This is a genomic window from Huintestinicola sp. (assembly GCF_051882455.1).
Taxonomy (GTDB): Bacteria; Bacillota; Clostridia; order Oscillospirales; family Ruminococcaceae; genus Huintestinicola.
In genome coordinates this window covers 1-13,082 of the sequence record NZ_JBJERV010000052.1, presented here as the reverse complement: position 1 = coordinate 13,082, position 13,082 = coordinate 1, and the positions used below count along the sequence as shown (strand labels likewise).

Genomic DNA, 13,082 nt, shown 5'->3' with positions numbered 1-13,082 from the left:
ATTGACATTTTGGGACAGATGTGCTATAATATAGCAACAGACAAAGCTATGGGGGAATTTTATGAAAGTATCCTTTGACCTTGACGACACCCTTTTCGTTCCGCCGGATAAGTTCAAAACGGAAAAGCCGCCGTGTTTTCCGTTCGGTCTAATCTTTAAGGAGCGTCTGCGGCTGGGTACAAAAGAGCTGTTTCATTATCTTCGCGAGAATAATATCGGGATATGGATATACACCACCTCATTCCGCTCGGAAGGCTATATCAGGGGGCTTTTCCGCTGCTACGGGCTGACGGTGGACAGGGTGATAAACGGCGCTGTTCACGAAAAAGAGGTACAAGGAGAAAGACGGGAGGCTATGCCATCAAAGTATCCTGCAAAATACCGCATTGACCTGCATATCGACGATGACCCTTCTGTGGCTCAGAACGGGAAAATATACGGCTTCAAGGTTTTTCTTGTGGGCGGTCAGGACGATGAATGGACGGAGAAGATAAAGGAAAGGATAAATCACATAAGTCCTTGAAATCCGTTCCGAAATATGATATAATATGTTTCGGAAATGATTTTTTGAAAGGATTGACCCCACATTATTAAATTTATTGCAGCCGATCTGGACGGCACACTTTTAAACAGCGCACACGAATTGCCCGAGGGATTTTTTGAGCTTGTGGAGCGTATGCACCGAATGGGCGTGGTCTTCGCCGCCGCTTCGGGGAGACAGTATTACGGCGTGGAACGGCTTTTTGAGCCTGTGAGAGACAAGATGATGTTCATTGCGGAAAACGGAGGCATTGCTTTTGAAAATGGCGAGTGCGTTTATTCCCTGCCGATGGCGGACGAGGGCGTGCTTGAGATGATAAAGTGTGCAAGAGAGCTTTATGATGACGGCGTGAGGGTGCTCTTGTCGGGGGAAAAGTCCGCTTATGTTACGGACAGCGACCCCGATTTTTCCGAAAGCTGCAATATTTATTGTGCAAGACTAAAGGTGCTTCATCGGCTTGAGGATTTTGCACAGAATGACCATATTATCAAGGTGGCTCTTTTTGACAAAAATGCGGAGCAGCTCACATATCCTGCAATGAAGCGGTTTTCGGACAGGTATAATGTTATTCTGTCAAATACCCAGTGGGTGGATATTGTGGGAAAAGACGTGAACAAGGGAAATGCGGTGAAAAAGCTGATGGACAAGCTGGGGGCAGGCTTTGAGGAGGCTATGGTTTTCGGGGATTATCTCAATGACCTGGAGATGATGGGCTGCTGCAGGTACAGCTTTGCTATGGAAAATGCTCACCCTGTTCTGAAGGAGAGTGCCGGTTTTATTGCTCCTTCTAATGATGATAATGGTGTGGTAAGGGAAATTTTAAGGCTTATTCCCGAGCTTTCGGAGGAGCCTGTTCGGATATGAAAGGAAAAATATGGATAATCTGCGTGAAAAAATTGAAAAGCTGCTGCTTAAAGTAAAATCTCCCTCAAGATATATCGGCGGAGAGCTTAACAGCGTTGTGAAGGACAAAAGCAAGGTGGACGTGCGGTTTGCTTTCTGCTTTCCCGACGCTTATGATGTGGGTATGTCCCACATCGGAATGAAGATACTTTACTCGCTGAAAAATGCCCGTGAAAACTGGTGGTGCGAGAGAGTTTTCGCTCCCTGGACAGATTTTGAGGAGCTAATGCGGGAAAATGACATTCCGCTGTACGGGCTTGAGAGCCTTGACCCCATAAAGGATTTTGACTTTATAGGGTTTACCGTTCAGTACGAGCTTTGCTACACGAATATCCTTAATATGCTGGACCTGGCGGGGCTTAATGTGCTTGCTTCCGAGAGAGACGAAAATGACCCTGTTGTCATTGCGGGAGGTCCCTGCGTATGCAATCCAGAGCCGCTGTGCGACTTTATTGACCTTTTTGTTATCGGAGAGGGCGAGGAGGTCAACATAGAGCTGATGGAGCTTTATGAGGAGATGAAAAAGTCGGGCGAGTACACTAAAAAGGCTTTTCTTAAACGTGCGGCGGGGATAAAGGGTATCTATGTGCCTTCATTATATAATGTGTCCTATCTTGAGGACGGGCGAATCAAGAAGGTGGTGCCTGTGTGCGAGGGCGTTCCCGGGAAGGTCACAAAGCGGATAATAAGTGACCTTGACAAGGTTTTTTATCCCGAAAGCTTTGTGGTGCCTTTTTCCGAGATAGTTCACGACAGGGCGGTGGTGGAGGTCCTCAGAGGGTGCATAAGAGGCTGCCGATTCTGTCAGGCGGGCTTTATTTACCGACCTTTCAGAGAAAAATCCACGGGGACTATTGTTAATGAAGCGAAGGCTTTATGCGAGTCTACGGGATATGAGGAGCTGTCCCTTGCTTCCCTCAGCACCAGCGACCATTCGGATATCGAGGAAATGCTTACGGAAATGACGGGGTACACCGAGGGAGAGAGGGTAAATCTTGCGCTCCCATCTATGCGTATCGACCGTTTCAACAAAAATCTTATGGAGCAGCTTTCAAAGGTGAGAAAGAGCGGTCTTACCTTTGCTCCCGAGGCAGGCACTCAGAGGCTTCGCGATGTTATCAACAAGAACATTGACGAGGAGGAGATAATGTCAGCCTGCAGGACTGCCTTCGAGGGCGGATATGCGGGAGTTAAGCTCTACTTTATGATGGGTCTGCCCACCGAGACGGACGAGGATATCATCGGCATTGCAGACCTTGCAAAGCGTATTGCAGACCTGTATTTCAATATGAAAAACCGTCCGAGGGGTCAGAAGCTTTCCATTTCCATTAGCTGCGCCACCTTTGTGCCAAAGCCCTTTACACCGTTTCAGTTCGAGCCGCAGATCAGCATAGACGAGATAAACCGCCGTCAGAAGCTGCTGCTTGACAACACTAAGGGCAAGAGGTATATAAACGTTAGCTATCACAATTACCGCATAAGCATTCTTGAGGCGGCTCTGGCAAAGGGCGACAGGCGGCTTGGGGCTGTAATAAAGCGTGCCTGGGAACGGGGCTGCAAATTCGACGGCTGGGACGAGATGTACCGTTATGATGAATGGATGGCGGCTTTTGCGGACACGGGCACGGATATTGATTTTTACGCTCACAGGGCTATGGGATCTGACGAGGTCGCGCCCTGGGACCACCTTGATTATTTGATAGACAAGAGCTTTTTTATCCGCGAGAACCAAAATGCGAAAGAGGGAAAGGTCACAAAAAGCTGCCGAGAACAGTGCAGCGGCTGCGGCGTGAACAAGGCGTCGGGGAGGGAATGCTTTGGATAAGAAAAACATCAGGGTCTTTTTTGAAAAAAAGGACAGAGCGATCTACATCTCCCACCTTGACCTGCTGAGGACAATGCAGAGGGCTTTGAAGCGTTCGGGGCTTCCGGTATGGTACTCGGAGGGGTTTAATCCGAGGATATATCTGAACTTCCCTCTGGCGCTTTCTCTTGGCACGGAAGGACTGAGAGAGCCTATGGATATGGCTGTGGTCGAGGACGTGAGCCTTGAGGAAATTGCCGGGAAGCTTAACGGCGCCTGTCCCGAGGGGATAAGGATACTCAGCGCCGCATATCCCGTTCACCCGAACAAGGATATCGGCTTTGCGGAATATGAGACGATTTTTTCGGGTGATACCCGGGCTCTGAAAGGCGCTGTTTCGGCTTATATCTCGCAGGAGAGCATCAAGGTGATGAAGCACTCTAAGAAAAAGGGTATGATAGAGGTGGATATCAAGCCCCATATCAATATCCGGGGCGTTTCGGAGTGTGAAAACGGGATAATGACAGAGCTGCGGCTGCCTGCGGGAAATGAGCTTAATCTGAACTGCGGAGTTTTTACCGAGTCATTTCTCGGATACTGTAATTCCTGTGGAATTATGGCAGAGCTTTGTTGTGCAAAACGTACAAATATACTTTGTGCAGATGGTGCAGTATTTGAATAAAATGCAGAAAATTTAAATGTGTGAAAAAACTCTTGAAATTTTTATGCAGATGTGGTAAAATAAATACGCATTTAAAATCCGTCGAAGTATGCCTATGCGCCGAAAAGACGAGATTAGTGCTGTGAACAGAACGTTCACAACATTAAAAGGACAGTCCGCTGCACCGCCCTCTCAGGCGTCTTTTTGAGGGGATATCACGCGGGGTAAGAATGTCTTGAGATTTTAGGAGGATTTAAAAATGGACGCACTCAAGCTTATCAGCGACTCAAGCCTCAAGGCTGAGGTTCCCGCTTTCGAGGTGGGCGATACCGTTAAGGTACACGTAAGGATCAAGGAAGGTCAGAAGTACAGGATCCAGGTTTTCGAGGGCACCGTTATCGCTAAGAGACACGGCGGCATTCAGGAGACCTTCACCGTAAGACGTGTTGCTCACGGCTGCGGCATCGAGAGAGTTTTCCCTGTACATTCTCCCGTTGTTGACAAGGTAGAGGTTGTAAGAAACGGTAAAGTCAGAAGAAGCAAGCTCTACTACCTCAGAGACAGAGTCGGCAAGGCTGCAAAGGTTAAGGAGCAGATCCAGTAATCTGCCGCTGAATGTGAAAGGAATAAGACTCCTTTCAATTGACCGAAAAGCTTATATTGTACACAGCGCTGCAGACGCACCGCTGTGTACCTTAAACGCTTTTGTATCGGTTGCTTGGGGACTTATATGACAGTTCCCTTTTTTGCTATTAACGCAAGTGACCGTCCCTGACGGAATACGAAAGGATGAGCATAATGGCTAAGTTTCAGATAAATTATGAAGCACTGGACGCTGACGAAAATAAGAAAAACGGCACTCCCTATGAAGAATTTCTCGAGTGGTCGGAGACCATTATATTCGCATTTTTTGCTGTGATCCTTGTTTTTACCTTCCTGCTCAGACAGGCTAATGTTGACGGCGAGTCAATGGTGCCCACTCTCCAGGACGGCGAAAAGCTTATTGTTCATCATCTTTTCTATACCCCCGAAAAGGGCGATATTGTTATAGTTGACAGCCAGAGCCTGGGCAAGCCCATCGTTAAGCGCGTTATCGCTCAGGGCGGCGACCAGGTGGACATAAACTTTGAAAGCGGCGTGGTTAAGGTTAACGGTGAGGTTTTGCAGGAAAGCTACATAAACGACCTTACTCAGCTTGACGAGGGCGCTTTCGATTACCCTGTTACTGTTCCCGAGGGAAATTATTTCGTGATGGGCGACAACAGAATGCACTCTGCCGACAGCAGAAGCTCAAAGATCGGCTTTATTCCCGAGGACGAGATAGTTGGCAAGGTAGTTTTCAGAATTTGGCCTATGGATCGTATAGGAACTGTTGAATAACAGGAATCATAAATTTTACGGAGGAAAGACAGACGGAAAGACATTCGCCTTTCGCCTGCTTTCCTCTTTTGAGTTTTAAGGAGTTTGGCAGATGAACGAAATACCGTCAATACAGTGGTTTCCCGGGCATATGACCAAGACCCGGCGAATGATGGAAAAGTGTCTGCCGCTTGTGGACGCAGTTGTGGAGGTCATTGACGCAAGGGTACCAATGTCCAGCAGAAATCCCGAGATAAACACTCTTGTGGAGGGCAAGCCCCGCATCGTGATACTGAACAAATGCGATGCTGCTGACGAGAAGATCACCCAGGGTTGGGTGGATTTTTTCCGCGGTGAGGGCATTTGCGCTGTTCCTGCGGACTGCAGAACGGGCAGGGGACTTAACAGATTTGTCCCTGCGGTAAGGGAGACGCTTGCTCCTCTTATTGAAAAATATGCCTCCAAGGGTATGAGCGGACGTGTGCTGCACCTTATGGTGGTCGGTATCCCCAATGTTGGCAAGTCCTCCTTCATCAACCGTATGGCAGGACAGAAAAAAGCCAAGGTGGAGGACCGCCCCGGCGTTACCCGTGAAAAGCAGTGGGTAATGGTGGATAATGACATCGAGCTGCTGGATATGCCCGGTGTGCTGTGGCCAAAGTTTGAGGATATGTCCGTTGGCGAAAAGCTGGCGTTCACAGGCGCTGTCAAGGACGATGTGGTGGACACCGAGCTGCTTGCCTGCCGACTGCTTGTAAGGCTCAGGGAAATTTATCCCCAGGGGCTTAAAGAGCGGTATAAGATAAGCCTTGAGACCCCCGAGGAGGACGAAATGACCGAAAGCGGCGAAGCTATGGGCTGTCTTTCGGGCTATGAGCTTCTTATGAGAGTGGGAAAGGCAAGGGGTATGCTCATTTCGGGCGGCGAGATAAACACCGAAAGAGCTGCAATTACCGTGCTTGACGAGTTTCGCAGCGGAAAGCTTGGCAGGATAACTCTCGAGACACCCCGGGAATTTGCTGAATAAGGAGGATTTGTCTTGAATACGGTGACAGAGCTTTCTCCTCTTTTTGAATACGACAAGACCGTAAGGCTTTTTCACCCCGTTTTCTGCGGTATCGACGAGGCGGGCAGAGGTCCTCTTGCGGGGGACGTTTATGCCGCCGCAGTTATACTTGAGGACGGCGTTGTAATTGAGGGCTTAAATGACAGCAAAAAGCTCACCGAAAAAAAGCGCGAGGAGCTTTTTGACGAGATAGTTTCTAAGGCGAAATCATACTGTATCGCCACCGCGACCGTTGAGGAGATAGAGCAGCTGAACATTTTGCAGGCGGCGCTTCTTGCAATGAAAAGGGCTGTGGACGGGCTTGATGCGGCTCCCGGATATGCTCTTGTGGACGGGAACAAATTCCCGCCTATTACCATTGAAGGCGAGACAGTTGTGAAGGGTGACGGCACCTCCGCAAGCATTGCCGCAGCTTCCGTGCTGGCAAAGGTGAGCCGTGACAGGTATATGAAAGAGGCTGCCGAGAAATACCCCCAATGGCAGTTTGAGCGCCACAAGGGCTACGGCACAAAGCTTCATTACGAAATGCTTGACAAATACGGTCCCTCCCCTATCCACAGAATGTCATTTTTGAAAAAATATTATGCGGCAAAGCAGAAGTGAAACGGGTAAGCTGGGCGAGGAGCTTACGGCTTATTATCTCAAAAAATCGGGATATGAAATTATCCGCAGAAATTTCCGAATAAGGGGCGGCGAGATAGATATCATCGCCAAAAAGGACGGCATCATTGCCTTTGTGGAGGTCAAGACCCGTGACATTTCCGCTCTCGAAAGCGGCGTGCAGGCGGTGGGAAAGCGAAAGCGCAGCCTTATAATAAATGCGGCGCAGGAATATTCCGTCAGATATCCACACGAGCTGCAGCCAAGATTTGACATTTCCGAGGTCACCGTAAAAAACGGGAAGGTCATAAAATTTTCCTACCTGGACAATGCCTATGACGGCGGCGGGGACAGCACATTATAAAAAACAGCGGTTTTTACTGCTTTATATAAATTATCAGAAAGGAAAGAAAATTTGATATGTTTTACAAAAGCACCAGAAACAGCGATGTAAAGATCAGCTCTGCCGAAGCCATCGTTCAGGGCATTTCCGCTGACGGAGGACTCTTCGTTCCCTCCGAGATACCCTCCATTTCCATGGACGAGATCGTAAGTCTCGGAGATATGAGCTATGCCGAAAGAGCGGCTTACATCTTCAAGAAGTTCCTTACCGATTTCACCGACGCAGAGCTTAAATACTGCACCGAGAGCGCATACAACGACAAGAGCTTCGCCACTGCAAATATTGCGGAGATATCCCACCTTTTTGACGGCACCTATGTCCTGGAGCTGTGGCACGGTCCTACCTGCGCTTTCAAGGATATGGCGCTCCAGATACTCCCCTATCTGCTCACTACTTCCCTGAAAAAGACAGGTATCAACAAGAAGGTCGTTATCCTCGTTGCTACCTCGGGCGATACGGGAAAGGCTGCTCTTGAGGGCTTTGCAGACGTTGAGGGCACTTCTATCATGGTATTCTATCCCCAGGACGGCGTTTCCGCTATGCAGAAGCGTCAGATGGCTACTCAGGAAGGCAGGAACGTTACCGTATGCGCTTTAAACGGCAATTTTGACGACTGCCAGAACGGCGTTAAGGCTGTATTTACAAACGAGGAGATAAAGCAGAAGCTTTCCGACGGCGGTATGATGTTCTCCTCTGCTAACTCCATCAACTGGGGCAGACTTGCGCCTCAGATAATCTACTACATATCCACCTATGCAGAGCTTGTGAAGGACGGCGAGATAAATGCGGGCGACAAGATAAATGTTGTTGTTCCCACAGGAAATTTCGGCAATATCCTTGCGGCTTACTATGCAAAGAATATGGGTATGCCCGTTAACAAGCTTATCTGCGCTTCAAATGCAAATAACGTTCTCACCGATTTCATAAACACAGGCGTTTATGACAGGAACAGAAGGTTCATCACCACCGTTTCCCCCTCTATGGACATTCTCATTTCCTCAAATCTTGAGAGACTTCTCTACATTATGTGCGGCGAGAATGACGCTCAGATAAGAGAGTGGTTCGGAAAGCTGGCTTCTGAGGGCAGATACGAGGTAACAGATGATGTTAAGGCAAAGCTCAAGGCTGATTTTGCCGCAGGCTGCTGTGACGACGTTCAGACCAAGGCGTGCATAAAGGAAATTTACGACAAATATTCCTACACCCTTGACACTCACACCGCTGTTGCCGTTAAGGTCTACGAGGATTACAAGAAGGCTACGGGCGACAACACCAAGACTGTTATCGCTTCCACCGCAAGCCCCTACAAGTTCAGCACCGCAGTTCTCGAGGCTATCGAGGGCACAGCAGGCGATATGGACGAGTTTGACAAGGTGGAGAAGCTTCACGAGGTATCGGGCTACGATGTTCCCAAATCTCTTGCAGAGCTTAAAGACAAGGAGATACGCTTCACAGGCGTGATCGGCAGAGATGAAATGAAGGATTTTGTTCTTAGATCCCTTTCTCTGTAATATACATTAAAGTCACCGTATCATCGGGACTGCCGCAGCAACGCTGTTTTGGAAAGGAAAGAAAATGGCGCTTTTTGTAATGGGTGACCTGCACCTGTCCCTTTCGGTAAACAAGCCGATGGATATTTTCGGCGGCTGGGACAGCTATATGGAACGGATAAAGGAAAACTGGACAAGAGAGGTCTCCGAGGAGGACACTATTGTCATTCCCGGGGATATCTCCTGGGCAATGTCCCTTGCACAGGCGGAGCCCGATTTCCGATTTATCCACGAGCTTCCCGGGCAAAAGATAATTCTCAAGGGCAATCACGATTACTGGTGGAACACCGCCGCCAAAATGAACAGGTTTCTTGAGGAAAAGGGCTTTGACAGCATACATATCCTGCACAACAACCATTACGTCTACGGAAATTACGGGATATGCGGCACCCGAGGCTGGATAAACGATGACAGCGAGCCAGCTGACGCAAAGGTCCTGGCAAGAGAGGCAAGCCGCCTGGAAACTTCTGTCGTTTCCGCGGAGCAGGCAGGGCTTGAGCCCATAGTCTTTCTGCATTATCCCCCCCTTTACGGAAACGAGTACAACCCCGACCTGCTTGACGTGATGTATAAGCATAACATCAAAAAGTGCTATTACGGTCATGTTCACGGAAAGGGTCATCAATATGCGGTGAATGGTGAGCGGGACGGCATTGAATTTCGGCTTGTTTCCGCAGATTATGTGCAATTTTGCCCTGTTAAAATAATGTAATTTGTGCAAAATGCAGAAATATCAAAATTGCTATAGCTTTATTATAAAAACTATGGTATAATCTTTTTATATGCTTGTATTAAAATGGAGGATGTTGTAAATGAGCTTAAAATCTACAAATAAAATCGAAACAAACATTTATGAGCTTGAGGTGGAGGCTTCCGCTGAGGAGTTTGAGTCCGCTGTTCAGACCGCTTACCAGAAGGCTAAGAACAAGATAAACGTTCCCGGCTTCAGAAAGGGCAAGGCTCCCAGAAAGATGATCGAGAAGCTTTACGGCGAGAGCTGCTTCTATGATGACGCTGTTAACGCAATGGTTCCCTTCGTTGTGGGCAAGGCTATCGACGAGGCAGGCATCGAGGTAGTTGACCGCCCCGAGATCGATGTTACCGCTCTTTCCAAGGACACAGGCGTTTCCTTCAAGGTTAAGTGCATCGCTAAGCCCGAGGTAGAGATCTCCGATTATAAGGGTATAGAAGTTGAAAAAACTGTCAAGACTATTACCGACGAGGACGTTGACAATCAGCTCAAGTCCATGCAGGAAAGAAACGGCAGACTTATCACCATCGAGGACAGAGCTGTTGAGAACGGCGACACCGTTGTTATCGACTTCGAGGGCTTTATGGACGGTAAGGCATTCGACGGCGGCAAGGAAGACGGCTTCAGCCTCAAGATCGGTTCCGGTCAGTTCATTCCCGGCTTCGAGGAGCAGATCGTCGGCAAGTCCACAGGCGAGGATTTCACAATCAATGTGACCTTCCCCGAGAACTACCAGATGGAAGAGCTTGCAGGCAAGCCTGCTGAGTTCAAGATCAAGCTCCACGAGATCAAGGCTACCGAGCTTCCCGAGCTTGATGATGATTTCGCTAAGGATACTTCCGAGTTCGATACTCTCGACGAGCTGAAGGCTGACCTCAAGAAGAAGCTTGAGGATAATGCTGCAAAGAATGCCGAGGCTGCTGCTGAAAACGCTGTATATGACAAGGTTATCGAGAAGATGAATGCTGAGATCCCTCAGGTTATGTTCGAGCACAAGATCGACGATATGGTAAGGGATTTCGAGATGAGACTTTCCCAGCAGGGTCTTGACCTTCCCATGTACCTCTCCTTCACAGGTATGGACGAGGCTGCTTTCAGAGATACCTTCAAGGATCAGGCTGAAAAGACCGTTAAGCTCAGACTCGCTCTCGAGCAGATCGCAAAGCTTGAAAATATCGAGGTTACAGACGAGCAGGTTATGGAAGAGCTCAAGAAGATGTCCGAGAACTACAAGGTTCCCCTCAACCAGCTCATGAACATGGTAAGCCCCACTGCTCTCAAGTCTGATATGCTTGTTACCGAGGCTTCCAAGTTTGTTAAGGACAACGCTGTTATCAAGTAATTTACCGCTTAAATACATTTCGGAGGTGTTTCTGAATGAGCTTAGTGCCATATGTTGTTGAACAGACCGGACGCGGCGAGCGCAGTATGGATATTTATTCCAGACTCCTTACCGACAGAATTATCATTCTGTCCGAGGAAGTGAATAATACCACCGCAAGTCTTGTTATCGCCCAGATGCTGTTTCTCGAGGGACAGGATCCCGAAAAGGATATTTCCTTCTACATCAACAGCCCCGGCGGCGTTATAACCGCAGGAATGGCAATTTACGATACTATGCAGTATATCAAGTGCGATGTTTCCACTATCTGTATGGGTATGGCGGCTTCTATGGGAGCATTCCTCCTTTCCGCAGGCACTAAGGGCAAAAGATTTGCTCTGCCCAATTCGGAGATACTTATCCATCAGCCCCTTATTTCAGGCGGCGGTATTTCCGGTCAGTGCACCGATATCAAGATACACTCCGACCATATGGTCCACACTCGTCAGAAGCTCAACGAGATACTTGCCAAGAATACAGGCAAGCCTCTTGACGTTATCGAGCGTGATACCGAGAGAGACAATTACCTTACTGCCGAAGAGGCAATGGAATACGGTCTCATCGACAAGGTCATAGAGCACAGATAAAACCCATCATTTGCTCTGCTGTCGTTTCGGCGGCAGGGCAATAATATTATAGAAACATAGATTTTCCCCAAGGAAAGGAATGGTAACAAATGCCGTCGGAAAGAGGACCAAAGCGCTGCAGCTTCTGCGGCAGACCCGAAACAGCGGCTCAGAATGTTTTTTCCGCAGGTGGTGCGAATATCTGCGACAGCTGCGTTGTTTACTGCTACGAAATGCTTATGAACAACGAACAGCTGGGATATATCCCCGATCCGCAGCATTTTGAGCGCCTTGAAAAGATGAACGCTCCCCACGAGTTCAAGATAAAAAAGCCCGCAGAGATAAAGAAGGTTCTCGATGAGTATGTTATCGGTCAGGATCTGGCTAAGATAGCTCTCTCTGTTGCGGTTTACAACCACTATAAGAGAATTGCTTCGGGCAAGGAAGAAAAGAACGATGTGGAGCTTCAGAAATCAAACGTTATTCTCCTTGGCCCCACAGGCGTGGGCAAGACCCTTATTGCCTCCACCCTTGCAAAGATCCTTGATGTTCCCTTTGCCATTGCCGACGCCACTACTCTCACTGAGGCAGGCTATGTGGGCGATGATGTCGAGAACGTTCTTGTAAGGCTTCTCCAGGCTGCGGATTACGATGTTGAAGCCGCTGAACGCGGAATTATCTACATTGACGAGATAGACAAGATAGCAAGAAAGTCGGAAAATACCTCCATTACACGTGATGTAAGCGGCGAGGGCGTTCAGCAGGCGCTTCTGAAGATAGTTGAGGGCACAGTTTCAAACGTTCCCCCCAACGGCGGAAGAAAGCACCCCAATCAGGAATGCATACAGGTAAACACCAAAAATATCCTCTTTATCTGCGGCGGTGCCTTTGATGGTCTGGAGCAGACCATCAAAAAGCGCAAGGACTCCACAACTCTCGGCTTCGGCGCTGACATCAAGAGCAGAGCCGAAAAGGAGAAGAATATTTTCAAGGATGTTACTCCTCAGGACCTTGTAAAATTCGGTATGGTGCCCGAGCTGGTGGGCAGACTGCCCGTTATCACCGTTCTTGACGAGCTTGACGAAGAGGCTCTCGTTCAGATACTCACCGAACCCAGAAATGCCCTTGTGAAGCAGTACAAGCACCTGTTCAAGCTTGACGGAATTGAGCTTGAGTTCGAGGAAAAGGCTCTTACAGCCATTGCTGCCGAGGCTATAAAGCAGAAAACCGGCGCAAGAGGACTTCGTGCCATTGTTGAGGGCATACTCCAGGATACAATGTTCAGCGCTCCCTCCGAAGAGGGAATTTCCAAGGTCATTGTCTCCGAAAGCTGCGTGACGGAAAAAGCAGCTCCCAAAATAGTCAAGACCAAGGAAAAGAAAAAATCCGATAAATGATAAATCAGTCACCCTTTAAATTCGGGTGACTGATTTCAGCGTGTTGATAAAGTGGAGAAATAAAAAAAGTTGCACAAATAAGGTCATAGTAAAAGTTTCG

Annotated in this window: 14 protein-coding genes; all 14 read left to right on the top strand. The window is 48.4% G+C overall.

Features of this window, described 5'->3' with window-relative positions; genetic code table 11:
• Positions 1-61 precede the first annotated feature (61 nt).
• The 14 genes from ACI4J0_RS06910 (at position 62) to clpX (ending at position 12,982) form a co-directional block, all read left to right on the top strand.
• A complete protein-coding gene (locus ACI4J0_RS06910; protein ID WP_439765080.1) occupies positions 62-523 on the top strand; it encodes an HAD family hydrolase in 462 nt (153 codons plus the stop codon).
• 63 nt (positions 524-586) lie between these two features.
• Entirely contained in the window at positions 587-1,405 is an 819-nt protein-coding gene (locus ACI4J0_RS06905; RefSeq protein ID WP_439765101.1) for an HAD family hydrolase, read from the top strand.
• A 10-nt stretch (positions 1,406-1,415) separates the two neighbouring features.
• The gene (locus tag ACI4J0_RS06900; protein WP_439765079.1) at positions 1,416-3,269 is read left to right on the top strand and encodes a TIGR03960 family B12-binding radical SAM protein; all 1,854 of its coding nucleotides are present in this window, start codon (positions 1,416-1,418) and stop codon (positions 3,267-3,269) included.
• Positions 3,262-3,930, top strand: a complete 669-nt coding sequence (locus ACI4J0_RS06895) for a TIGR03936 family radical SAM-associated protein (RefSeq protein ID WP_439765078.1) — start codon at positions 3,262-3,264, stop codon at positions 3,928-3,930. The genes ACI4J0_RS06900 and ACI4J0_RS06895 overlap by 8 nt, the downstream gene beginning before the upstream one ends.
• Positions 3,931-4,168: 238 nt before the next feature.
• The gene (rplS, locus tag ACI4J0_RS06890; RefSeq protein WP_432649749.1) at positions 4,169-4,513 is read left to right on the top strand and encodes a 50S ribosomal protein L19; all 345 of its coding nucleotides are present in this window, start codon (positions 4,169-4,171) and stop codon (positions 4,511-4,513) included.
• 194 nt (positions 4,514-4,707) lie between these two features.
• Positions 4,708-5,289, top strand: coding sequence for a signal peptidase I (gene lepB / locus ACI4J0_RS06885; RefSeq protein WP_439765077.1), 582 nt, complete (start codon positions 4,708-4,710; stop codon positions 5,287-5,289).
• A 91-nt stretch (positions 5,290-5,380) separates the two neighbouring features.
• On the top strand, positions 5,381-6,295 hold the full coding sequence (gene ylqF, locus ACI4J0_RS06880) for a ribosome biogenesis GTPase YlqF (protein ID WP_439765076.1): 915 nt from the start codon (positions 5,381-5,383) through the stop codon (positions 6,293-6,295).
• A 12-nt stretch (positions 6,296-6,307) separates the two neighbouring features.
• Positions 6,308-6,937 carry a ribonuclease HII gene (locus ACI4J0_RS06875; protein ID WP_439765075.1) on the top strand — a complete coding sequence of 210 codons (630 nt, stop codon included), beginning with the start codon at positions 6,308-6,310 and terminating at the stop codon, positions 6,935-6,937.
• Complete coding sequence (locus ACI4J0_RS06870) at positions 6,918-7,298, top strand: YraN family protein (protein ID WP_439765074.1); 381 nt, start codon at positions 6,918-6,920, stop codon at positions 7,296-7,298. Before ACI4J0_RS06875 ends, ACI4J0_RS06870 begins: the two co-directional genes overlap by 20 nt.
• 56 nt (positions 7,299-7,354) lie before the next feature.
• Positions 7,355-8,848 carry a threonine synthase gene (gene thrC, locus ACI4J0_RS06865; protein ID WP_439765073.1) on the top strand — a complete coding sequence of 498 codons (1,494 nt, stop codon included), beginning with the start codon at positions 7,355-7,357 and terminating at the stop codon, positions 8,846-8,848.
• A gap of 64 nt (positions 8,849-8,912) precedes the next feature.
• Complete coding sequence (locus ACI4J0_RS06860; protein ID WP_439765072.1) at positions 8,913-9,599, top strand: metallophosphoesterase; 687 nt, start codon at positions 8,913-8,915, stop codon at positions 9,597-9,599.
• Positions 9,600-9,699: 100 nt separating this feature from the next.
• Positions 9,700-10,980 (top strand): trigger factor, encoded by a 1,281-nt coding sequence (gene tig / locus ACI4J0_RS06855; protein ID WP_439765071.1) that lies wholly within the window; start codon positions 9,700-9,702, stop codon positions 10,978-10,980.
• Positions 10,981-11,015: 35 nt separating this feature from the next.
• Positions 11,016-11,606, top strand: a complete 591-nt coding sequence (gene clpP / locus ACI4J0_RS06850) for an ATP-dependent Clp endopeptidase proteolytic subunit ClpP (RefSeq protein ID WP_439765070.1) — start codon at positions 11,016-11,018, stop codon at positions 11,604-11,606.
• A gap of 89 nt (positions 11,607-11,695) precedes the next feature.
• Positions 11,696-12,982 (top strand): ATP-dependent Clp protease ATP-binding subunit ClpX, encoded by a 1,287-nt coding sequence (gene clpX / locus ACI4J0_RS06845; RefSeq protein ID WP_439765069.1) that lies wholly within the window; start codon positions 11,696-11,698, stop codon positions 12,980-12,982.
• Positions 12,983-13,082 lie beyond the last annotated feature (100 nt).